The following is a 21,457-nucleotide window of genomic DNA, read 5'->3' as shown; positions in this document are numbered from 1 at the left end:
TGTCGACTCAAGCGCGGAGGGTGGCGCCGGTCGCCTTTTCGACACCGGCGACGATCTTGGCGGAAACACCCTCGATATCCTGTTCGGAGAGGGTGCGGTCCCTCGGCTCCAGCCGGACGGAAATGGCGACCGAGACCTTACCCTCGGGCACGCCGGTGCCGCGATAGAGGTCGAACACCGAAACCTCGGTGATCAGCACCTTGTCGGCCGCCTTCACCGCCCGGATCAGGGCCTCAGCCGCCACCGAATCATCCGCCAGGAAGGCGAAATCGCGCGTCACCGCCTGGAAGTCGGACAACGAAAGCGCGCCCTTCTCCTTGCTGGCGCGGGCCTTCGGCTGGGGAATGGCGTCGAGATCGACCTCGAAGAACACGGCCGGGCCGTCGATATCCAGCAGCTTGGCCACCCGGGGATGGAGCGCGCCGAAGCTGGCGAGCACGGTCTTCGGGCCGAGCTTGACGACGCCCGACTGGCCGGGGTGGGCCCAGGCCGGCGCCTCGGCCGCGACGGTCAGATTGCCAACCGGCGCGCCCAATTCGCCGAGCAGGGCGAACACGTCGGCCTTCGCATCGAAGACATCGACCGGCCGGCGCCCGCCCTGCCACTGGCGGGGCGCCGTGTAACCGGTGCGCAGCCCGGCGGCGACGGACTTCTGGTCCTTGGGCGCGATGCCGTGATAGGTGCCCGCGACTTCGAACAGGGCGAGGTCGTCATTGCCGCGCGCGGCGTTACGCACCACGGCGGCGGCGAGGCTCGGCACCAGATGGGGCCGCATGACCGCCAGTTCGACGGAGATCGGATTGGCGACCTTCAGCGCCGGATCCGACCAGCCGAAGGCGACGGCATGGCTTTCCGGAATGAAGCTGTAATTGACCGTCTCCACCATGCCCCGCGTCGCCAGCAGGCGCCGCGCCAGGCGGTTGCGGCGCTGCGCCGGCGAGAGCGCCGGCAGCGGCACGACCGTGGTGCGCGGCAAAGGTTCCACCGGCAGCTTGTCGAGGCCGGTGATACGCGCCACTTCCTCCACCAGATCCGCCTCGCCCTCGATGTCGCGGCGCCACGACGGCACCGCGACGGTCCAGGCGTCGTCGCCCTTCTCGATGCCGAAGCCGAGCGCTTCGAGGATGCGTTCCATCTCGAACAGCGGGACCAGCAGGCCGGTCAGCTTCTCCACCCGGGCCGGGCGGAAGCTGCGGGACGGGAAATCCGCCGGGAATTCGCCGGCCACCACCACCTCGGACGGCGTGCCGCCACAGAGATCGAGGATCAGCCGGGTCGCCAGCTCGAGCCCGTCGAGGGCCGATTTCGGATCGACGCCGCGCTCGAAACGGTGGCGGGCATCGGACTGGATGCCGGTGCGCCGGCCGGTCGCCGCGATCACGTCGGGATCGAAATGGGCGCTTTCGACGAAGACGTCAACTGTTTCATCGGTAACCGAGGACGGCACACCACCGACGATACCGCCAAGGCCGAGCGCGCCTGCGTCATCGGCGATGGCGATGGTCGCGGCGTCCAGGGCATGGGTCTTGCCGTCCAGGCCTTCCACCTCCTCGCCCGACTTGCCGAAGCGGACATGGATGCCGCCGGTCAGTTTCGCCGCGTCGAAGACGTGCAGCGGGCGGGCACGGTCGTAGGTGATCAGATTGGTGATGTCGACCAGGGTGGAGATCGGGCGCAGCCCAATCGCCTCCAGCCTGTTCTTCAGCCAGGCCGGGCTCGGGCCGTTCTTCACGCCCTTGATCAGGCGGCCGGTGAAGATCGGGCAGGGACCATCCTTCACCTCGTCCGTCAGGCGGACGGTGACCGGACAGGGGAATTGCCCCGCGATCTTTTCGACCGGCGGGGTCTTCAGGGTGCCGAGGCCGGCGGCCGCGAGGTCGCGGGCAATGCCGGCGACCCCCAGGCAATCCTGGCGGTTCGGCGTCACCGCGATGTCGATCACCGCGTCGTCGAGGCCCAGCACCTGGGCGAAGGGCAGGCCGATGCGGGCATCCTCCGGCAGTTCGATGATGCCGTCGTGATCTTCCCCCAGGCCCATTTCGCGCATGGAGCACATCATGCCCTGGGAATCCACGCCGCGAATGGCCGTGGGCTTCAGCACCATGCCGTTGACCGGGATGGTGGTACCCATGCGAGCGAAGACGACCTTGATGCCGGCGCGCGCATTGGGCGCGCCGCAGACCACCTGATAGGGCGCGGCATCACCGGCATCGACGGTGCACAGGCGCAGCTTGTCGGCGTTGGGGTGCTGTTCGGCGGTCAGCACATGGGCGACGGTGAAGGGCTTCAGGGTCTCGCCCCGGTCGTCCACGTCTTCCACTTCGAGGCCGATGGCGGTCAGGCGTTCGGCGATCTCGGCGGCGGTGGCCGTCGTCTCCAGATGCTCTTTCAGCCAGTTGACGGTGAATTTCATCGCGACAGCCCTCCGCCCAGGGTCGGCAGGTCGAGCGCGGCGAAACCATAGTGCCGCAGCCAGCGCAGATCCGAGTCGAAGAAGGCGCGGAGGTCGGGAATGCCGTATTTCAGCATGGCGATCCGGTCCAGCCCCATGCCGAAGGCAAAGCCCTGCCACTCGTCGGGATCGAGGCCGCAATTGCGGATCACATTGGGGTGCACCATGCCGCAGCCCATGATCTCCAGCCAGTCGTCGCCCTGGCCGATGCGGATCGAATCCTTCGAGCGCGCGCAGCCGATGTCGACTTCGGCCGAGGGTTCGGTGAAGGGGAAGAAGCTGGGACGGAAGCGGATCTTCACTTCGTCCACCTCGAAGAAGGCGGCGGCGAAATGCTCGATCGTCGCCTTCAGGTGACCCATGTGGATGTTCTTCTCGATCACCAGGGCTTCGATCTGGTGGAACATCGGGGTGTGGGTCTGGTCGCTGTCGCAGCGATAGGTGCGGCCCGGCGCGATCACGCGGATCGGCGGCTGCACATTCTTCATGGTGCGGATCTGGACCGGGGAGGTATGGGTGCGCAGCAGAACCTTCTCGCCCGCCGCATTCGGGGGCAGGAAGAAGGTGTCGTGCATTTCGCGCGCGGGATGACCGGGCGGGAAGTTCAGCGCCGTGAAATTATGCTCGTCGTCCTCGATGTCCGGGCCTTCGGCCAACGAGAAGCCCATGGCGCCGAAGATTTCGATGCATTCCTCGGTGACCTGGGTCACGGGATGGATGCGGCCGGCGGGTTGGGCGGCGACGGGAAGGGTGACGTCGACCCGCTCGGCGGCCAGGCGGCGCTCCAGGGCTTCGTCTTCGAGATGGGCCTTGCGGGCGGCGATCGCCTCGGCGATCCGGTCCTTCACCTGATTGACGGCTGCGCCGAAGGCCTTCCGTTCGTCCGGGGCCATGGCACCCAGGGTCTTCATCAGGTCGGTGATGCGCCCCTTCTTACCAAGGGCGGAAACGCGGACTTCGTCCAGGGCGGCAAGGTCGGCGGCGCCTTCGACGGCAGCCAGAACCTCGGCCTCCAGACCGTTCAGATTACTCATGTTCGACCCCAATTCGTGTCCCCGGGGTTATCACAAACCCCGGGGATGAATGCCAGTGCTTTGGCGGGGGGTCAGGCCTCCGTGGGGAGAGCCGCCCGCGCCTGCTCGACCAGCGCCTTGAAGGCGCCGGGCTCGCGAATGGCGAGGTCGGAGAGGACCTTACGGTCGACCTCGACGCCCGCCTTCGCGAGACCGTCGATAAATCGGCTGTAGGTCAGGCCGTGCTCGCGCACGGCGGCATTGATACGCTGGATCCACAGGGCGCGGAAATTGCGCTTGCGGGCCCGACGATCGCGGTACTGGTACTGAAGGCCCTTTTCGACCTTCTCGATGGCGATCCGGAAGGACGAGTTACCGCGGCCGCGATAACCCTTGGCCATATCCAGAACCTTCTTGTGACGGGCATGGCCGGTCACACCACGTTTCACGCGGGACATAGCTCAGGCCTCCGTCACGAATTCGGCAGGAAATACTTCTTCACGTTGTCGCCATCCGTCTTGAACAGGGTGGTCGAACCGCGAAGATTGCGAATCTGCTTGTTGGTGCGCTTGATCATGCCGTGGCGTTTGCCGGCCTGAAGCGCCTTGACCTTGCCGGTCCCGGTCAGAGTGAAGCGTTTCTTCGCCCCGCTCTTCGTCTTCATCTTGGGCATTTGAACCTCCTTGATCCAAAGGATCGTCAAGCGGTGCCCAGGCAGCCCTTTTCGCCCGGCCCCGCGATGGAAGCGGGCCTTATAGCGGAGAGTCGGGGGGCACGCAAGGCGCTCTCTTGATCCTGGGTCGCCCCGGATGATATCAATATTCAAGATTTGATATCGAAAGCTAGCGCCATGCCCGCCGTCACCATCCGCAACCTACCGGCGGAAACCCACCGCGCCCTCAAGCAGCGCGCGGCGGCCCACGGCCGCAGCACGGAGGCGGAGATCCGCGCCATCCTCGAGGCGGCGGTGCGCCCGCAAGAACGCCTCGCCATCGGCACCGCCCTCGCCGCCTTCGGCGCCGAGATGGGCGGCCTGGACCTGGTGGTGGAGCGCGATCACACCCCCGTCGAGCCGGCCGACTTCGAATGATCGTCCTCGACACCAATGTCGTCTCCGAACCCATGCGCCTCGACGGCGATCCCGCCGTGCGTGCGTGGCTGGATGCCCAGGCGGCGGAGACACTCTATCTGACGTCCGTCAGTCTCGCCGAATTGCTGGTCGGCATCGGGCGTCTGCCGCAAGGTCGCCGACGCGACGGATTGGACCGGGCCCTGGCCGCGCTGCTGGACCGATTGTTCGGCGATCGAATCCTGCCCTTCGATGCGGCAGCAGCCCGGATCTTCGCCGACATTCAGGAAGACTGCCGCATGAAGGGCCGCGCCATCGCCTTCGCCGACGGCCAGATCGCCGCCATCGCCCGAAGTCACGGCTTCTCGGTTGCCACACGAGATACGGCACCCTTCGAAGCGGCGGGCGTGCCGGTGATCAATCCGTGGGGCTGAGCAAGGCCCCATGCGCATCATCTTCAGCCGGAAGGGTTTCGATACGGCGGCGGGCGGGGCGGCGTCGCCGATCGTGGGTGGGCGGCCGGTCAGTCTGCCGATACCGGCGCTCGACCGGTCGCGGACGACATATGCGCAGCGTGGGCTCGGGGATCTGGTCGAGGTGGCGACCAGGGGGCGGATCGGGCGGGATCACCTGTGCCATGACGATCCCATGTTTTTCGACGGGCGCTGCCTGTTCGGGCAGGACGGCGCGGCCCAGGGCCATCTGCGCAATCAGGGCGTTGGCATCGGCGACGTCTTCCTGTTCTTCGGCCTTTTTGCCGAAGAGGCGACGGGGGAGCGGCATCACCGGATTTTCGGGGCGATGACGGTCGAAGCCGTGCATACCCCGGTGCCCGCCGGGATCGGGCCGATGGAAAGGCCCCATCCCCATGGGCTCGGCGCATGGGGTTCGGGCAATTGTCTTTATGAAGGGCCGGGCGCCCTGGCGCGGCGGGCCGGTCCGGAACTGCGCCTGACCCGGCCGGGCGGGCCGCTGCGCCAGTGGATCGTGCCGCCCTGGCTGCGCCGCATCGGGCTTTCCTATCACGGCAGGGAAGACCGCTGGCAGGCACCCGACGGGCTGGCGATCGCCTCGCGCGGGCAGGAATTCGTCGCCCATGTCGGCGATGATGCCGAGGCCCTGGACTGGCGGCGCGGAATCCTGGCCCTGATCGAGGGCTGAGCCCTATTCCCGCTTTTCGTTGTGGCGTTCGATGGTGTGCAGGCTTTCGACCGGGGCGAAATCGTCGGTCAGGATGGTCGGCTCGTCGATGGTGCCGACGTCGCGCCGCGCCTCGATCAGCTCGCGGAGGTCATAAGGCAGCCGGTCGCGGGCCTGCACGCGGGCGGCACGCGCCGCCAGCTCTTCGTCCGAAAGGCGCGGGCCCTGATAGCCGACCAGGACGATGTTGCCCTGGGCGACGATCATGTCCACCTGATCGAAGACCGAGGCCATGGTGGCATAGGCACTGTCGAAGAACATGGTGGTGGGCTCCACGTTCTGGGCGACGATGCCGCCGGGCGACAGCTTCTCCTGCACCAGGCGGTAGAATTCCTGGGTCGTCAGGTGGAAGGGCACGAAAGGTCCGCGATAGGCATCGAGCAGGACGAGGTCATAGGTCTCGTCGGTGCGGCGCATGAAGATGCGGCCGTCCATGGTGTGGATGTGCAGGCGCTCGCTTTCATGGGTATCGAAATAGCGTTCGGCCAGATCGACCACGGCACCATCCAGCTCGGCGACGTCGGCGACGGCGCCCGGCAAGGCCTGGACCAGATAGTTGATGGTGCGCCCACCACCGAGGCCGACCAGGGCGATCCGCTTCACCGGCTCCTCGCGAAAGGCCAGGGCCGCCGTCATGAAGCGGGTATAGGGCACGATCAGGGCACGCGGCTTCGAGATGCTGATGGCGGATTCCGTATAGCGCAGGCGCCGATAGCCGAAATAGAGCCCCACGACATCGCCATGCTTCTCGACGAAGACGGTGTTGTATTCGGAATCGACCCGTTCCAGCAGGCCGTCCGGCAGCGCGGCGAGGCGCGAGACATCCTGCGCCGCCGCCGGGCGCGGCACGCCGCCGGTCGAAAGCGCCGCGACCACGGCACAGGCCACAGCCACCGCCGTCTTCGCCGCACCCCGGCGCGGCCGGGTCAGCAGATAGACCATCACGCTGAAGAACAGCGTGACCCCCGCCAGCACGAAATAGATCGAGCGCATGCCGAAACTCGGAATGAAATAGAAGCTGGTGCCCAGCGTGCCGAGAATACTGCCCGCCGTATTGAGCGCCGAGATCCGGCCGGACACCGTACCCGAATGGGTCCGCGCGTCGAGCAGCAGGCGGAGGCAGAACGGCCCGACCGCCGCCAGCAGCGCCGCCGGCAGGCACGCCAGCGCCACGGCGGCGAGAAGGGCCGCGTAGCGCAGGTCGTAGACCTCGTCGAGGATGCGGTTGATCACCTCTTCCCCCCAGAAGGGCATGAACAGGATGGTGAAGGTCGAGAGGAAGAACAGCAGGGCGACGATCCGGCCGTGGGGATGGCGGTCGACGTAACGCCCGCCGATCACGTAGCCGACGGTCATGCCGATCAGAAAGACGGCGATCAGCGCACCCCAGGTATAGATGGTGCCGCCGAAATAGGGGATGAAGGTGCGCCCGATCATCATCTCCAGCGCCATGGTGACGAAGCCCGAGAAGAAGGCGGCGCCATGAAGGGCGGCGCTGCGCATCGGGCTCGCGGCGGGCGCGGCGGTTTCGGCCATGCTCAATCCTTGTCCTTTTGCCGGATGGCGTAACGCTGCACGCGGCCGTCCAGGTCGTGGGAACGGTTGTCGCGGGTCATGGTGACGTAGAGGCTCTTCTGGTCCGGCGTGATCGCCATATTCGTCACATAGGGCAGGGCGACCGGAATGACCATGTGGAATTCCCCCGTCGCGGAGACGACGATCAGGCGCCCGTTGCCGTAGTTCGCGATCACCACGTCGCCGTCGGCAAAGGCGGCCAGCCCGTCCGGCCCGCCGAGGTCATAGGGATGTTCGACCGGCGGAATCGTCGCCAGATCGAAGAAGACCGACGGCGGCCCGACCCGATCCGGCGCCAGCAGGGGAAAGGACAGCACCCGCCCGTCGAGATGGGCGGAAACCAGCACCCGGTGGCGGTCCTCCTGCACCAGGACGCCGTTGCTGTAGTGAATGCCGCCGGCCAGCACCTTGGCGGCATTGGTCGCGGCATCGATCCGGATCAGGCGGCCGGTCGCCGGTGCCGCGCGGGAGAACAGGCCGGAGGACGAGAGGAACAGATTGCCCTTCTCATCGACCGAGGCATCGTTCGGCCAGGTGATGCGGCTGCCGTCCTCCGCCCAGTCGACATGGGCCAGCGTCTGGAAATCCGGCGACAGGCGGACGACGCGCCCGCCCAGATGACACAGCACCCAGAAGCCGCCGTCCGGCAGGCGCTTGACCGAGGTCGGACCACAGCCCTTCTCCTGCCAGACGACATCGGAGCCCCCGGGCCCGCTGCGCACCACCCGGTCCCTGGGCATTTCGGCGCTCAGCAGGCTGCCGTCGGCGAGCAGCTGCGGCCCTTCCGGATAATGGGCGTCGATATTGAGGATCTCGGCCGGCGCCGCCTCGCGCTCGATCGCCGCCGCGCCGGGGGAGAGCGCGGCCATCAGCAGCGATGCCAGAAGGAAGGGGCGAAGACGATTGCTCATGGGTTGGGGATCTTGCCGATCCCCGCCGCCGCGGGCAAGGCGGCGCCGTCAGTAGGGCCGTCTGTCCAGGGCCCGGACGATACCGATGACAACGCGATAGATCACATAGACCGCGACCGCCGCGAGAACGACGAAGCCGATCAGGATGACCGTGGCGACGGCGCCGATGATGCCGAACAGCAGGGAGAGCCAGAAGGTCTTGATCACCGCGTCGAAGTGACTGCGATAGATCGTGCCTTCCGCCTCGCCCCGCTTGATGTAGGCGATGACGACGGCGACGACGAAGGTGATGCCGTTGATGAAGCCCGCCCCCATACAGATATGGGCGGCGAGCGCGAAGCCGCGCAACTCGTCTTCCCTGGTGCGGGGATTGGGAAGCGGATCATTCAGCATGACGGAACCTTCCTGCGCCTCGCGCCCATGCGACGGTTCAGCGATCATAGACCATCAGGACGGCGCCGGCGCCATCCGTGAAGACCAGTGATTCGCCGTCGATGCGCCAGCCCGCGACCCGTTCGAGGCGGGCCAGATATTCCGTCTCGACGGTCGGGCCGATACAGGCCATGCGCGTCGCCGCCAGCGGCCCGAAGCTGAGACCGTCCGCCGTGGCCTCGGCCGTGCCGGTGAAGCGGTTGCAGCCGGTCGAGCCGTGGACCCGGCCTTCCTCGGCGAAGGTCATGGTCGGCGCGGGACCTTCCAGTTCGGTACCCGGCATGGCCGCCAGGGTCCAGTCGACGCCGGCTTCCGGCAGGGCTGCGGGCCCGGCGCAGGCCGCCGTCAGGACCAGCACCGGCAGCAGGGCGGCGAGCGCCGACATCCCGCGCCCGAGGGGAAATTTCGATCGTGTCTTCATCAGGATACCCGGAATGGGGGACTTCGTCGCCCGGCCCGGAACGGTGTCCGGCGAGCCCGCGCACGGCTTGGCCATGCGCATGGGTCACAATGCGGGATGGGCGCGGAAGGTTCCCGCCCAGGGTTGCGATTTCATCATTGTGCAACGCAGCGTTAAGGCTTTTTTGCGGTTGCACCATGAAGCAAAGTCCTTAGCCTCGCCCCTGTTCCGATCGGGAAAGCGCTGGACGACGGAAAGGAAGCAGCGATGGATTTCAAGCAACTGATGGCGGATTCGCCCGTCCTCGTGACCTGGATCATCGATCAGGGCCTGAACCTTCTGGTGGCGCTGCTGATCATCGTCATCGGCTGGACCGTCGCGGGCTGGCTGTCGCGCACCCTGCGCAAGGTCCTCGGCTCCTCCTCCCGCGTCGAGCCGACCCTGGTGCCCGTGATCGCGACATTGGCGCGCTATCTGGTGCTGGTCTTCGTGCTGATCGCGGTCCTCGACCGTTTCGGGGTCCAGACCGCCAGCCTGCTGGCCATGCTGGGCGCCGCCGGCCTCGCCATCGGTCTTGCCCTGCAGGGCACGCTGTCGAATGTCGCCGCCGGCTTCATGCTGCTGCTGCTGCGCCCGTTCAAGCTGGGCGATTTCGTCGAGGTTTCGGACCATGCCGGCACGGTGCGGGAGATCGGCCTCTTCGCCACCGTGCTGGTCAGTTTCGACGGCATCTGGCGCCAGATTCCCAACAGCACCGTCTGGTCCTCGGCCGTGATCAACTACAGCCGCGAATCGACGCGCATGATCAACGTCACCATGGGCATCGACTATGACGACGACGTCGACCTGGCGATGTCCATCATCGGCGACGTGATGGCGGCGGAGTCCCGCATTCTGGCCGAACCGGCACCGATCGTCGCGGTCGGCGAGCTGGGCGCGTCGTCGGTCGACATCCTGGTGCGCGGCTGGGTCCGGCGCGAGGATTTCTGGGCCACGCGCTGGGATCTCCTCAAGGAACTGAAGATCAAGCTGGGCGCCGCCGGCATCACCATCCCGTTCCCGCAGACCGTCATCTCGCTGCGCGACGGCACCATGCCGATTCCCGCCGACGCCGCGGAATAACCGCGCCCGGAAACGACTGCCAGCCATGCCCGGGCGCGTCTTGCGCCCGGGCGGGTGCCGCTTCACCATGCCATCACGAATTCCGATCAGCCACGCGAGGGCATCATGCGTTTCCTGCATTCGATGATCCGCGTCCGCGACCTCGACGCGGCGCTCACCTTCTTCTGCACTCATCTGGGCCTGCGCGAATTGCGCCGCATGGACAGCGAGGGGGGACGCTTCACCCTGATCTTCCTGGGCGCGCCGGACGACGTGCACGACGGCAGCGAGACCGCGCCCCTGATCGAACTGACCTACAATTGGGATACGGAGGATTACGGCAGCGCGCGCAACTTCGGCCATCTCGCCTTCGAGGTGGACGACATCTATGCCACCTGCGCCCGCCTCCAGGCCGCCGGCATCACCATCAACCGCCCGCCGCGCGACGGCCGCATGGCCTTCGTGCGCTCGCCCGACCTGATTTCGGTCGAGCTGCTGCAGAAGGGCGGCAGCCTGCCCCCGGCCGAGCCCTGGGCTTCCATGGGCAATACGGGAGTCTGGTGAACCGGCGTCTGGTGATCAGGTGCCGCAGAAGGTCTTGAGCACGCGTTCGTCCGCTTCGGGCGGCGTGGTCAGCGCCATGTTTTCCGGCTGATCGTCGAAGGGCCGGGACAGCACGTCCACCAGCAGGTGGAAAGGCGTGAAATCGCCGCTCATGGCGGCATCGATCGCCTGTTGGACCCGGTGATTGCGGGGGATGAAGGCGGGATTGGCGGCTCGCATGGCCGACGCGATCGCCGCCGGCGCCCGCCCGTCCGTCGCAAGCCGTGCGCTCCAGCGCGACAGCCAGGCGTCGATCCCCTCCATGCCGAGAAAGAGGTTCCGCACGGGCCCCGTCTCGTCCGGCCGTTCCGCCACGTCGCAAAGCGCGCGGAAGGTCAGCGTGTAGTCGGGCCGTCCGTCCTTCATGACGTCCAGCAGGCCCTGCACCAGGGTATTGTCCCCTTCCGCCGGCGCGGCGATGCCGATCTTGGCGAACATGCCGTCCAGCCAGTAGCCCCGGAACAGATCGGCGAAACGTCCCAGCGCCTCGGTCGCCATGGCGACCGCCTTCTCCTGGTCCGGGTCCATCTGTTCCAGCAGGCATTCCGCCAGCCGGGCCAGGTTCCAATGGGCCAGCACCGGCTGATTGGCATAGGCATAGCGCCCCTGGCGGTCGATGGAACTGAATACGGTGGCGGGATCATATTCGTCCATGAAGGCGCAGGGGCCGTAATCGATGGTCTCGCCCGAGATCGCCATGTTGTCGGTATTCATGACGCCGTGGATGAAACCGACGTGCAGCCAGCGCGCGACCAGCGCCGCCTGGCGTTCCATCACCGCTTCGAGAAGCGCCAGCGCCCTGTTGGGTGCGGCGGCGAGATCCGGGTAATGCCTTGCGATCACATGATCGATCAGCAGCGCGATCGCCGCCTGATCGTCCCGGGCGGCGAAATACTGGAACGTCCCGACCCGGATGTGACTGGCCGCGACCCGGGTCAGGATCGCGCCGGGCAGCAGGCCTTCGCGCAGCACCGGCTGGCCCGTGGTGACGGCGGCGAGCGCCCGCGTGGTCGGAATGCCGAGGGCGTGCATCGCCTCGCTGACGACATATTCCCGCAGCACCGGGCCGAGGGCGGCACGGCCGTCGCCCTGACGCGAGAAGGGCGTGGTGCCGGCCCCCTTCAATTGGAGGTCGAAGCGCCTGCCATCCCGGTCCAGGACCTCGCCGAGGAGAAGGGCGCGGCCGTCGCCGAGCTGCGGCACGAAATTGCCGAACTGGTGGCCGGCATAGGCCTGGGCCAGCGGTTCGGCGCCGCGCGGCACGGCATTGCCGGCGAAGACGGCGGCCAGATCCGCCTCGTCGAGCCCGTCCGCGAGGCCGAGACTGTCGGCCAGCGCCCGGTTGAGGCGGATCAGGCGCGGCTTCGCCACCGGCGCCGCCACCTGCCGGGCATGGAAGCGGTCCGGCAGACGGGCATAGGAATTGTCGAAGCGGAGGCCGAGATCGACCACCGGCGTGTCGTCGGTGAGGGTGTTCATATCGGCATCGTCCCTTGGCACGAATCCGATCTAAACCCCGGAGACCGCCGATGGCCAGCCCCGATGTCCCTGCGGACCGGGCCGGAGCCCCCGATCAGGGCAGCACGAGCCTCGGCGTGCCGCAGGAAAGATCGATCACCGCCACATCCGTCGTGCCGACGCGAATGCCGAGGATATCGAGCAGAAGGTCGACCAGGGCATCGAGCAGGGGCCCGAGCACCGTGCCGATCAGGAAATCGCCGACGAGGAGGGTGACGAGATCGACCAGGGGCTGCAGCACATATTCCCCCAAATAGCCGCCGAGCTGCAGGCCGAGCGCATCGCGCAGATTCTGGCCCAGGGTCGTGATGATGTCCGTGGTGCCGATGGAGGCGCTGCTCGGAAAGGCTTCGCTGTCCGGCGCCTGTCCGGGCTGATCGAACAGGGCGGCGAGGTCGGCGAAGGCTTCGCCGTCGGTAAGGTCGCTCGCCGCCATGTCGATGCTGGCGGTCGGCGCCCCGACCGGGAGATTGACCCCAATGTCGACCGAGAGGATATCGATCGGCGGATTGATCAGGCCCCAGAGATTGTAGCTGAGCCCGAGGACGCGGAACGGATCCGCGTGGGCTTCGGTATCGTTCGACAGGAAATCGTCCGGATCGATCTGGCCGACGTGTGCGGAGACGGCGCCCGTATCCACGTCCATGCCGACATGGCGGTCGGGGCCGTCTTCGGCCTCGCATCCGAGTTCGGTCACCCTGACCTCGCCGTAGCCGACGTTGACACCGATGCTCAGATTCTCGTTGGCGTTGGGGCCGTAGGTCGGCAGCAGATCGACATCGAGACCGAGGATCTGGAGCGCGTCGAGAATGCCGTTGACGAGATAGAGCACGCCGGTGAGCGGCCCTTGCCAGTCGACCCGAAGAAGAAGGCGGATCTGCGAGGTGCGCAGCAGGTTGTCGCCATTCCTGATGTCTTCTTCCGTGATGACACGATAGCCCGTGGGCGGCTGCGGCGGTTCCACGATCGAGACATGCAGCGATGCGCCGAGGAATGTGTCGAGCGAGACGCCCAGGGCGTGCTGCCCCGTCTCGTTCGGCGTGGTGCTGGCGGCGAAGATGCCGGCGGTGATGAGATCGAAGACGTTGATCGGAATCGCGAGACCCGAATCCACGGTGCCGATGCCGATGCCGAGCAGGTCGCCGAGCTTGATGTTGACGTTCTCGATGTCGAGAAGGGGCAATTTGTTGATGCCGGGAAAGGCATCGCCGAGACCGATGCCGAGAGCGATCGCCGTCGGGTCGCCGTCATAGGCATTGTGGGCGATGTCGGCGACCACACCGAGCACGCCGAGCACCGAAACATCGGCGCTGAGAAGGCCGTCGTAGTCACCCGCCTCGAGACCGACGCGGATCGCGTATTCATCGAGGAACGACAGCAGTTCGATATTGGCGCCGAGCAGGCCGTTGTAGTCGAGCACCGTCAGGTCGACGTTACCGCCGAGCAATGCGCCGAGGATCGCATTCAACAGGCCGCCCTTGAGTTCCGCGAGGCCGCTGCCGATACGGACCACGGCGAGACGCCCCGTGGTCATGGCGGTCGAGACCGCGTCGACGCCAAGATCGCCGTCATCGATCATGCGCGAGAAGAAGCGCGGCGAACTCGAGACGCCCTGAATCTGAACGGCGTTGGGCGAGGTGCCGGTGTCCGCCTCGGCCTGGAACCGGCTGCCGACGGGACGGCCCGCGCGGTAGCGGCCGAACAGCATCCGGTCGATCGCGGCCACGTCGAAGCCATTGTCGTCCAGTGTGGCCACGGCCGCGGTGCGCGCCCGGCCGCGCTCGTCGGCACCGCCGTCCAATTCGCGCGCGGCGGACATTGCCGCCAGATCGAGGGCATCCTGCAGGCGCTGCTTTTCGAAATAGCCGTAGCCGAGGTCGACGACGAAGGCGGTCGCCAGGATCAGCAGCGGCAGGGCGATGGCGAGAATGATCGCCGCCGCGCCTCTTTCGTCTCGTGCCGTTCCGGCGCCGAAGATACGCATCACGCTTGGCCCCCTGCCGTTCAAACCCTTGCTTGCCGAGGCGTAGCTTACGGTTGGGGCCCGCGCGATTAACCCAAAAACAGACCCATTTCGACCTATAATGGGCCGTTATATTCCCAAATAATGATTAACGGATCCGAATCGGCGCCATCGCGGCGCGCCGGCTTCCGTCGCGTCGGAAAATCCACCGGTGGCATTTCTACTGCAACCACCACCTACACCAGATCGAATTTTCAATCTTGAATATAGTCATACCTGTAAAATCATTTCCGGTGACGATAAGCTGTTGCATCGCAGCGAAGACGAGCCACCATAGTCGAGAGGCGCGGGTCAGATTCCAATCCGCTGAAGTTGCAATTCATTAACCCTATAATGGATGCAATTAATATCGGAGTTGGATTTAAACCCTGCTTAGTCTGGATGAAGCCCGGTCGCATCCATACCGGCGGGCCGGAACGGGCGGCAGGGCGAAAGAAAAGGCAAAAACGGGTGCCGGGCCACGGGCATCGGCCTCAGGGGTGGCGGACGACACGGGCAACGGGCGAGAGCATCGATCGAGAACATCGATCAGGCGGACGCCGGGTCAGGCGATCGGAGGGGGCGCATCGGCGCCGCCGGCCGATCCGGGCTCCGGTTGCGGATGACTTTCGGCGGCAGGGACCGGCTGGCGGTCGCTTGGGAAGACCGGGGGACGAGAGAATGAACAGCTTCGACAGGCATCACACCGATTTCGAGGAACATGCCGGATTACGGCTGCTGCCCCTTTCGGTCGCCCAGCGCGGACTGTGGATCGCTCACAAGATCGCGCCGCCGGACGCGGTGGTGAACATCGCCGAATGCCTGGAGATTCATGGTGCGGTCGACGAGGAACTGTTCCTGCGCGCCATGTATCAGCTGGCCGCCGAGGCCGAGACCGCCCGCGTCGCCATCGTCGAGCAGGACGGCGTGCCCTATCAGGCGATTTCCGACCGCTTCGACCGCGAACTGCCCTTCGTCGACGTCAGCGCCGCCCCGGACCCCCGCGCCGCCGCCTTCGCCTGGATGATGGACGAATTGAGCCGGCCCGTGGACCTGGCGCGCGATCCCCTGTGGGTGATCGCCCTGGTGAAGGCGGGACCGGAGAAGTATTTCTGGATGCACCGCTGCCATCACATCGTGCTCGACGGCTTCTCCGGCGGGCTGATCGCGCGGCGCATGTCCGAACTCTATTGCGCCCTGGTCGAGAACCGGGAGCCCGAGCCCTGCGACTTCGGCCATTTCGCCGAGATCAACGAGCACGAGGCGCGCTATCGCGCCTCGCCCCGCTTCGAGCGCGACCGCCAGTACTGGATGGAACATCTGGCGGATCTGCCGGAGCCGATCTCCCTGTCGCGCCGGCGCGGCCAGGCGACCGGCGGTCTGCAGCGCGCGACCGGCCATCTTTCGGCCGAACTGACGGCCCGCCTGCAGGAACTGGCCAAGGCCCGCTCGGTCAGCCTGCCCCAGGCGCTGATCTCGCTGCTGGCGGCCTATATCCATCGCGCCACCGGGTCGGAGGACCTGGTGCTGGGCATGCCGGTGACGGCGCGCACCAATGCGGCGCTGCGCCGGGTGCCGGGTCTGATGGCCAATGCGGTCACCATCCGTCTCGCCATGTCGCCGCGCCAGACCCTGGACGAACTGATGCAGCAGACCGGCAAGACCGTGCTGCACGCGCTGCGCCACCAGCAGTACCGCTTCGAGGACGTGCGCCGCGACCTCGGCCTGACCAGCGACAACCGCCAGATCTCGTGGACCGCGATCAATATCGAACCCTTCCACTACGACCTGCGCTTCGGTGACGCGACCTCGACGCCGCACAACCTGTCCAACGGCTCGATCGAGGACATCACCATCTTCGTCTACGACCGGAACGACGGCCAGGGCCTGCGCATCGACGTCGACGCCAATCCCGGCCTCTACGACATGGACGAGTTGAACGCCCATCTGACGCGCCTCAATCGGCTGGTCGAGGCCGCCGTCGCGGCGCCCGACGCGCCGCTGTCGGGCTTCGACATCCTCGACCCCGAGGAACGCGCCCTGATGGCGGGGCCGTGGAACGATACCCGTCACGACGTGCCGGACGCGCCCTGGATCGACCTGTTCGAGGCCCGCGCCCAAAAGACCCCGGACGCCCCGGCCGTCGTCGTCGCGGACCGCGCCGTCGGCTACGCCGCGCTCGACGCGGCGGCCAACCGCCTCGCCCATGTGCTGAAGGCGCGCGGCATCGGGCCGGGCAGTCTGGTCGCGGTCGCCCTGCCGCGCGACGAGCATCTGGTGACGACCCTGATCGCCATCCACAAGGCGGGCGGCGCCTATCTGCCGCTCGATGCCGGGGCGCCGCCGGCCCGCCTCGCCATGACCTTCGAGGATGCGGCCGCCGCGCTGATGGTGACGACGAGCGAGATCGCCGCCGCGCTGCCCGAAGGCGCGCCGCCGCTCTTCCTTCTGGACAAGGTGGCGACCGGCGGCCAGCCGGCGACGGCGCCCGAGCGCGGCGCCTTGTCCGGCGCCGATACCGCCTATGTCATCTTCACCTCGGGCTCCACCGGACGGCCCAAGGGCGTGGTCATCCCGCATCGCGCCCTGACCAACTGCCTGCTGACCTATGCCGACTTCTGCGGCATCGGGCCGGGCGACCGGCTGATGGCGGTCACCACCATCGCCTTCGACATCGCCGCCCTCGAACTCTTCATGCCGCTGGCGATCGGTGCCGCGGTGATCGTCGCCCCGCGCGACGTGGTGCGCGATCCGCGCCTGCTGGCGCTGTCGATCCAGGCCCAGAAGGCGACCGTCATGCAGGCGACGCCGTCCCTGTGGCAGGCGCTGCTGGCCGATCACCTGGAGAGCGTGAAGGGCCTGAAGGCCATGGTCGGCGGCGAGGCCCTGCCCGGCGCCCTGGCCCGGCTGATGCGCGAATTGGGCGGCCCCGTCCTCAATCTCTACGGCCCGACCGAGACCACCATCTGGTCGACCGCCATGGCGCTGGACGGCGGCGATCTCGACTCGCCGCCCATCGGCCGGCCGGTTTGGAACACCACGGTTCACGTGCTGGACAAATCCATGCAGCGCGTGCCGGTGGGCGTGCCCGGCGATCTCTACATCGGCGGTCTCGGCCTCGCCGATGGCTATCTGAACCGGCCGGAGCTGACGGCCGAGCGTTTCGTCGCCGATCCCTTCTGCGCCGATCCCCTCGGTGGGGGCCGGCTCTACAAGACCGGCGACATCGCGCGCTGGCGCGAGGACGGCGTCCTCGAATATCTCGGCCGCTCCGATTTCCAGATCAAGATCCGCGGCTTCCGGGTCGAGGCGGGGGAGATCGAATCCGCCCTTCTCGCCCTCGACGGTATCGAGCGCGCCGTCGTCATCCTCCGCGAGGAGCCGGGGCGCGGCAAGATGCTGGTCGCCTATCTGGTCGGCGCCGTGCCGGAGGCGGGCGAACTCCGCGCCCGCCTGGCGGAACGCCTGCCGGACTACATGATCCCGGCGGCCTTCGTCACCCTCGACGCCCTGCCCCTGTCGATCAACGGCAAGCTGGACCGCGCCGCCCTGCCCAAGCCCGAATGGCAGGATCGTGCCGCCTATGTCGCGCCGCGCACGCCGACGGAAGAGACCCTGGCCACTCTCTGGGCCGAGATCTTCGAGGTGGAGAAGGTCGGCATCCACGACAATCTCTTCGATCTGGGCGGCGACAGCATCCAGGCGGCACGCATGATCTCCACCCTGCAGGCGCGCTTCGCCCTGGAGATCCCGCTGGGCGCGGTCTTCACCAAGCCGACCATCGCCGGCCTCGCCGAAGAGATCGAGAAGGCGGCGGACCATGACCCCTTCACCCCGCTGCTGACCCTGCAATCGTCCGGCAGCGGGGCGCCGCTGTTCTGCATCCACCCCGTGGTCGGGCTCGGCTGGAGCTATGCCGGCCTGCTGCGCCATGTGAAGGACCGCCCGGTCCATGTCCTTCAGGTTCCCGGCCTGTCCAGCCCGGCGCCGCTCTACGCTTCGATCCCCGACATGGCCCGGGACTATCTGGCGCAGATCCGCGCGATCCAGCCCCACGGCCCCTATCACATGCTGGGCTGGTCCTTCGGCGGCCTGGTCGCCCAGGAGATCGCCCATCTGCTCGAGGCGGAGGGCGAAAGCGTCGCCTTCCTGTGCATGCTCGACAGCTATACCTATGTTCAGGGCAAGACCCGGACCGAGGCCGAGGACGTGCGCGCCGCCCTTGCCTATGTCGGGCACGACATAGACGATCCGCCGGAAACCCTGTCGGCGCTGGCCGACCATGTCTGCGCGCTCTACGACGTCTATTCGATTCCGCTGGTGCAGAGCATGGGGCGGAAGAATCCCGCCCTGTTCGACAATATGCGCGCGGCGATCGCCAACAATCTGCAGCTCGCCCAATCCTTCGCGCCGCACCCCCTGGCGTCGGGCAGCCTGGCTCAGCCCGCCCTGCTGATCCGCGCGACCGAGGGCAAGACCGCGGCCATGGACGACATCGTGCACCATCAGCCCGATGCCTGGGACGGTTTGATCGGCACCCCCAGCGTGCTGGCGGTGGCATGCCATCACCACGAGATGATGGAGACCGGGGTGCTGGCGGACATCGGCCCCGTCATCGCCGACCATCTGGCGCGGGCGGCGGAACAGGCGGCCACGGCCGCCGCCTGACGCCGGACCGCTCCCGATCCGCCGCGGCCGCCGCCTATCGGCGGCTGTAGCGGACCGGGACGGCCAGATTGCCTTCGATCATCAGCATGTCCTCTTCGGCGAGATAGCGGATGACGCCGTCGACCGAAAAGGCGCCGCCCTGATCGTTGCGGCAATCGTCGAAGACGAAGACGTCGCTGCTGAGCGTCCAATGGCAGGTTCCCTTGGTGCCGCCGCCGAGCCCGGGCCCGGCGATCAGCGAGAATCGGTCGCCGTCGAACGACAGGAACATCATGTCGCGCTGTTTGGTCAGGGTGTCGTGCATCCCCGGCGTGGCCGCGCCGGCCTCGTCCAGGGCCCGATAGGTGGCATCGACGTCCACCTGGTAGCGGCCGGCCGGCCCGCCGGCGGCGAAGGCCGCGGGCGACGGCGTCGCGGCGAGGGCGAGCGTGGCGAGGAGGGCAAAGATACGCATGGCGGTCACTCCGTCGGTTTTTCGGGCGCGGCTTCGTCGACGATAAGGTCCACGGCGAACTCGGCCTCGAGGCGTTTCCGGTCCAGGGCGTCGGCGGCGCCCTGGACCACGATCAGGCAATTGTGACGATGCGCCCGCGCCGACAGCCGGCGCAGACGATCGCCGTTCTGCCGGATTTCCTGGGCGAGGTCCGGCGTCCATTGGACCAGGAGTCCGGTGGGACGGAAATCGGGATAGTCGATCGGCGCATCGTCCAGTCCGTCGATGGCGGCGCTGACGCGGCGGCAGAACGGTGCCAGACGCTGGGCGATGTCGGTCAGGCGGGACCGCGGCGTATCGCGGGCGAGACCCGTCACCATCAGGATCAGCTGGCGGCGCAGGGCGGGCGGCAGGGGTCGCGCCAGGGCCAGGAATTGCTCCACGCCGTGGCGGTCCGAAAGCATGGCGAACGACAGGGGCACCACCATGACCGGCGGCGGGCCATGGATCTCGTCGAGCGCGCGGTAGAGACGGTCGATGGACAGCGTGAGGCGCAGCAACCCGACCTCGGGATGCGTGCGCGGAAAGACCCCCGCCTGCCGCAGACCCGCTTCCGCCGCGAGCGAGGCGGCATCGAGCTCGGCCAGCAGCAGGCCCGAGGCCCGGCCCTGGCGCAGCACCACCCGGCATGAAAGTCCCGCATCCCGGATCAGGGCGGCGATGCCGCGCGCCACACGCTCGCGATAGCTGTCGCGGCTGGCCGCGATGCGCAGGTCGAGGCCCGCTTCCGCATGCCGCAGGGTGCCGCCGCCGACCGACGGATCGCCGACGGGCCATTCGTCGAGCGGCGCGGCGCTGGCATTCACCACGAAATTGCCGGCGGCCTCGCTGTCGCCGAGCAGGTGGGTGAGAATATCGGCCGCGATCGCCTCCGCGCGGCGAGCCGCCTCGTCCAGGTCGCGGGTCGCGAAGGCGACGATGAAACTGGTGTCGGCGATGCGGGTGCAGGCTTCGCCGAGGGCGAGCCGCTGCTCGATCATCGTGGCGGCGACGCCCATGACCCGTTCGGAAACGGTGCGCCAGCGCGGCCCCATGTGCTGCTTCACGGCGTCGATCATGATCACTTCGATATGGCCGGAGGTTCCGGCGGCCGGCCCCGTCGCCCGCTGCCGGCGCAGGATGTCGAGGACGCGCCGCTCGAAATCCGACAGGGCGGCTGGCGCCGGTTCCGCAGGCTCGTGGACGATGACGATGCGCAGACGGCCGCCGTTCTCGCGCTCGACCGGCAGGACGACGGCGGCGCACCGCCGGTCGCCCTGGTCCGTCCGCAGGACGACAGACGTGGTGAGCGGCTTCGCCGTGGTTGCGTCGGCTTCGGTCCAGCCGATCAGGCTGGAAGCCCGGCGCCCGACGGCCTCGCTCTCGGCGACGCCGGCGGCCCTGGCCAGAAACCGGTTGATGGAGGCGATGCGGTCGTCGTCGTCGACGATCACGATGCCGTCGTCGACATGGCGCACCACGGCGGAGAATGCGGCGGCCAAGGTCTGGCTGCCGCGATCGCCGCGTCCTGTCCCTGCAGGCATCGGAGGTTGTTTCATGGCGGCCGTTCTCTCTCTGGAGGCAGGCACTGTCGCCCAGCGGGGTTAACGGCGGGTTAGCCGCCCCCGCCCTCCTCGCCTTCCGGATCGAAACCGAGCGACGCGGAATTGATGCAGAAGCGCAGGCCCGTCGGCTGCGGTCCGTCGTCGAAGACATGGCCGAGATGGGCATCGCAACGGTTGCACAGAACCTCGACCCGCTCCATGCCGTGGCTGTGGTCCATGGTCGCCGCGACCGCCTCGCGCGAGAGCGGCGCGAAGAAGCTGGGCCAGCCGCAGCCGGCATCGAATTTCGTGCCCGATTCGAACAGCGGCTGGCCGCAGGCGACGCAGGTATAGGTACCCTTGTCCCAATGCTGTTCGTAGGCCCCGGTGAACGGGCGTTCCGTCGCCTTCTGGCGCGTGACGGCATATTGCAGCGGGGTGAGCTGGTCGCGCCATTCCGCTTCGGTCTTCTTCACCTTGTCGTTCATCGCGGGCTC

Annotated in this window: 19 protein-coding genes; 6 read left to right on the top strand and 13 right to left on the bottom strand. The window is 67.4% G+C overall.

Features of this window, described 5'->3' with window-relative positions; all coding sequences use genetic code 11:
- Positions 1 to 7 precede the first annotated feature (7 nt).
- The 4 genes from pheT to rpmI all read right to left on the bottom strand — a co-directional run bounded on the left by pheT (position 8) and on the right by rpmI (position 4,138).
- Complete coding sequence (gene pheT, locus L2U69_RS14770) at positions 8 to 2,413, bottom strand: phenylalanine--tRNA ligase subunit beta (protein WP_236107888.1); 2,406 nt, start codon at positions 2,411 to 2,413, stop codon at positions 8 to 10.
- The gene (gene pheS, locus L2U69_RS14765) at positions 2,410 to 3,486 is read right to left on the bottom strand and encodes a phenylalanine--tRNA ligase subunit alpha (protein WP_236107887.1); all 1,077 of its coding nucleotides are present in this window, start codon (positions 3,484 to 3,486) and stop codon (positions 2,410 to 2,412) included. The genes pheT and pheS overlap by 4 nt, the downstream gene beginning before the upstream one ends.
- A gap of 71 nt (positions 3,487 to 3,557) precedes the next feature.
- A complete protein-coding gene (gene rplT, locus L2U69_RS14760) occupies positions 3,558 to 3,923 on the bottom strand; it encodes a 50S ribosomal protein L20 (RefSeq protein WP_109905124.1) in 366 nt (121 codons plus the stop codon).
- Positions 3,924 to 3,937: 14 nt separating this feature from the next.
- Complete coding sequence (gene rpmI, locus L2U69_RS14755) at positions 3,938 to 4,138, bottom strand: 50S ribosomal protein L35 (RefSeq protein WP_236107886.1); 201 nt, start codon at positions 4,136 to 4,138, stop codon at positions 3,938 to 3,940.
- Positions 4,139 to 4,315: 177 nt separating this feature from the next.
- Between rpmI and L2U69_RS14750 the strand changes: the two genes are divergently transcribed.
- From L2U69_RS14750 to L2U69_RS14740, 3 genes are read left to right on the top strand one after another with little or no spacing between them, the layout of a single operon-like run.
- On the top strand, positions 4,316 to 4,555 hold the full coding sequence (locus L2U69_RS14750; RefSeq protein ID WP_236107885.1) for a FitA-like ribbon-helix-helix domain-containing protein: 240 nt from the start codon (positions 4,316 to 4,318) through the stop codon (positions 4,553 to 4,555).
- Positions 4,552 to 4,968: a type II toxin-antitoxin system VapC family toxin gene (locus L2U69_RS14745; protein WP_236107884.1), complete on the top strand. Its 417-nt coding sequence runs from the start codon at positions 4,552 to 4,554 to the stop codon at positions 4,966 to 4,968. The genes L2U69_RS14750 and L2U69_RS14745 overlap by 4 nt, the downstream gene beginning before the upstream one ends.
- A 10-nt stretch (positions 4,969 to 4,978) precedes the next feature.
- Positions 4,979 to 5,695 (top strand): Nmad3 family putative nucleotide modification protein, encoded by a 717-nt coding sequence (locus L2U69_RS14740; protein WP_236107883.1) that lies wholly within the window; start codon positions 4,979 to 4,981, stop codon positions 5,693 to 5,695.
- A 3-nt stretch (positions 5,696 to 5,698) separates the two neighbouring features.
- On the opposite strand, the gene L2U69_RS14735 is transcribed toward L2U69_RS14740, so the two are convergent.
- Genes L2U69_RS14735 through L2U69_RS14720 form a run of 4 tightly spaced genes read right to left on the bottom strand, consistent with a single transcriptional unit; the run spans position 5,699 to position 9,073 of the window.
- The gene (locus L2U69_RS14735; protein ID WP_236107882.1) at positions 5,699 to 7,270 is read right to left on the bottom strand and encodes a spermidine synthase; all 1,572 of its coding nucleotides are present in this window, start codon (positions 7,268 to 7,270) and stop codon (positions 5,699 to 5,701) included.
- A gap of 2 nt (positions 7,271 to 7,272) precedes the next feature.
- Complete coding sequence (locus L2U69_RS14730) at positions 7,273 to 8,220, bottom strand: SMP-30/gluconolactonase/LRE family protein (RefSeq protein ID WP_236107881.1); 948 nt, start codon at positions 8,218 to 8,220, stop codon at positions 7,273 to 7,275.
- Positions 8,221 to 8,268: 48 nt separating this feature from the next.
- The gene (locus L2U69_RS14725) at positions 8,269 to 8,613 is read right to left on the bottom strand and encodes a DUF4870 family protein (RefSeq protein WP_236107880.1); all 345 of its coding nucleotides are present in this window, start codon (positions 8,611 to 8,613) and stop codon (positions 8,269 to 8,271) included.
- Positions 8,614 to 8,650: 37 nt separating this feature from the next.
- The gene (locus tag L2U69_RS14720) at positions 8,651 to 9,073 is read right to left on the bottom strand and encodes an META domain-containing protein (RefSeq protein WP_236107879.1); all 423 of its coding nucleotides are present in this window, start codon (positions 9,071 to 9,073) and stop codon (positions 8,651 to 8,653) included.
- 246 nt (positions 9,074 to 9,319) lie between these two features.
- Between L2U69_RS14720 and L2U69_RS14715 the strand changes: the two genes are divergently transcribed.
- Together L2U69_RS14715 and L2U69_RS14710 are read left to right on the top strand one after the other, a co-directional pair.
- Positions 9,320 to 10,174, top strand: a complete 855-nt coding sequence (locus L2U69_RS14715) for a mechanosensitive ion channel family protein (protein ID WP_236107878.1) — start codon at positions 9,320 to 9,322, stop codon at positions 10,172 to 10,174.
- Between the two features lie 105 nt (positions 10,175 to 10,279).
- Complete coding sequence (locus L2U69_RS14710; RefSeq protein WP_236107877.1) at positions 10,280 to 10,717, top strand: VOC family protein; 438 nt, start codon at positions 10,280 to 10,282, stop codon at positions 10,715 to 10,717.
- A gap of 15 nt (positions 10,718 to 10,732) precedes the next feature.
- Here L2U69_RS14710 and L2U69_RS14705 read toward each other — a convergent pair whose 3' ends face one another.
- A complete protein-coding gene (locus L2U69_RS14705; RefSeq protein WP_236107876.1) occupies positions 10,733 to 12,235 on the bottom strand; it encodes a protein adenylyltransferase SelO in 1,503 nt (500 codons plus the stop codon).
- A 94-nt stretch (positions 12,236 to 12,329) separates the two neighbouring features.
- A complete protein-coding gene (locus tag L2U69_RS14700; RefSeq protein WP_236107875.1) occupies positions 12,330 to 14,258 on the bottom strand; it encodes a pilus assembly protein TadG-related protein in 1,929 nt (642 codons plus the stop codon).
- 699 nt (positions 14,259 to 14,957) lie between these two features.
- On the opposite strand from L2U69_RS14700, the gene L2U69_RS14695 reads away from it, so the two are divergent.
- A complete protein-coding gene (locus tag L2U69_RS14695; RefSeq protein WP_236107874.1) occupies positions 14,958 to 18,944 on the top strand; it encodes an amino acid adenylation domain-containing protein in 3,987 nt (1,328 codons plus the stop codon).
- 34 nt (positions 18,945 to 18,978) lie between these two features.
- Here the strand turns inward: L2U69_RS14695 and L2U69_RS14690 are convergent, their stop codons facing one another.
- From L2U69_RS14690 to msrB, 3 genes are all read right to left on the bottom strand, one after another.
- Entirely contained in the window at positions 18,979 to 19,398 is a 420-nt protein-coding gene (locus tag L2U69_RS14690; protein ID WP_236107873.1) for a hypothetical protein, read from the bottom strand.
- 5 nt (positions 19,399 to 19,403) lie between these two features.
- Entirely contained in the window at positions 19,404 to 20,960 is a 1,557-nt protein-coding gene (locus tag L2U69_RS14685) for a hypothetical protein (protein WP_236107872.1), read from the bottom strand.
- Positions 20,961 to 21,031: 71 nt separating this feature from the next.
- Positions 21,032 to 21,448: a peptide-methionine (R)-S-oxide reductase MsrB gene (gene msrB, locus L2U69_RS14680; protein ID WP_236107871.1), complete on the bottom strand. Its 417-nt coding sequence runs from the start codon at positions 21,446 to 21,448 to the stop codon at positions 21,032 to 21,034.
- Positions 21,449 to 21,457 lie beyond the last annotated feature (9 nt).

The organism is Zavarzinia marina, assembly GCF_021568905.1.
In the GTDB taxonomy this organism is placed as follows: Bacteria; Pseudomonadota; Alphaproteobacteria; order Zavarziniales; family Zavarziniaceae; genus Zavarzinia; species Zavarzinia marina.
This window is presented reverse-complemented; position numbering and strand designations above follow the sequence as displayed.

Coding starts and splice junctions, on each gene's coding strand:
- pheS (WP_236107887.1), bottom strand. CDS start 3,486: ATGAGTAATCTGAACGGTCTGGAGGCCGAGGTTCTGGCTGCCGTCGAA.
- L2U69_RS14710 (WP_236107877.1), top strand. CDS start 10,280: ATGCGTTTCCTGCATTCGATGATCCGCGTCCGCGACCTCGACGCGGCG.
- L2U69_RS14690 (WP_236107873.1), bottom strand. CDS start 19,398: ATGCGTATCTTTGCCCTCCTCGCCACGCTCGCCCTCGCCGCGACGCCG.
- L2U69_RS14745 (WP_236107884.1), top strand. CDS start 4,552: ATGATCGTCCTCGACACCAATGTCGTCTCCGAACCCATGCGCCTCGAC.
- pheT (WP_236107888.1), bottom strand. CDS start 2,413: ATGAAATTCACCGTCAACTGGCTGAAAGAGCATCTGGAGACGACGGCC.
- L2U69_RS14730 (WP_236107881.1), bottom strand. CDS start 8,220: ATGAGCAATCGTCTTCGCCCCTTCCTTCTGGCATCGCTGCTGATGGCC.
- L2U69_RS14740 (WP_236107883.1), top strand. CDS start 4,979: ATGCGCATCATCTTCAGCCGGAAGGGTTTCGATACGGCGGCGGGCGGG.
- msrB (WP_236107871.1), bottom strand. CDS start 21,448: ATGAACGACAAGGTGAAGAAGACCGAAGCGGAATGGCGCGACCAGCTC.
- rplT (WP_109905124.1), bottom strand. CDS start 3,923: ATGTCCCGCGTGAAACGTGGTGTGACCGGCCATGCCCGTCACAAGAAG.
- L2U69_RS14725 (WP_236107880.1), bottom strand. CDS start 8,613: ATGCTGAATGATCCGCTTCCCAATCCCCGCACCAGGGAAGACGAGTTG.
- L2U69_RS14700 (WP_236107875.1), bottom strand. CDS start 14,258: ATGCGTATCTTCGGCGCCGGAACGGCACGAGACGAAAGAGGCGCGGCG.
- L2U69_RS14750 (WP_236107885.1), top strand. CDS start 4,316: ATGCCCGCCGTCACCATCCGCAACCTACCGGCGGAAACCCACCGCGCC.
- rpmI (WP_236107886.1), bottom strand. CDS start 4,138: ATGCCCAAGATGAAGACGAAGAGCGGGGCGAAGAAACGCTTCACTCTG.
- L2U69_RS14705 (WP_236107876.1), bottom strand. CDS start 12,235: ATGAACACCCTCACCGACGACACGCCGGTGGTCGATCTCGGCCTCCGC.
- L2U69_RS14695 (WP_236107874.1), top strand. CDS start 14,958: ATGAACAGCTTCGACAGGCATCACACCGATTTCGAGGAACATGCCGGA.
- L2U69_RS14715 (WP_236107878.1), top strand. CDS start 9,320: ATGGATTTCAAGCAACTGATGGCGGATTCGCCCGTCCTCGTGACCTGG.
- L2U69_RS14735 (WP_236107882.1), bottom strand. CDS start 7,270: ATGGCCGAAACCGCCGCGCCCGCCGCGAGCCCGATGCGCAGCGCCGCC.
- L2U69_RS14685 (WP_236107872.1), bottom strand. CDS start 20,960: ATGCCTGCAGGGACAGGACGCGGCGATCGCGGCAGCCAGACCTTGGCC.
- L2U69_RS14720 (WP_236107879.1), bottom strand. CDS start 9,073: ATGAAGACACGATCGAAATTTCCCCTCGGGCGCGGGATGTCGGCGCTC.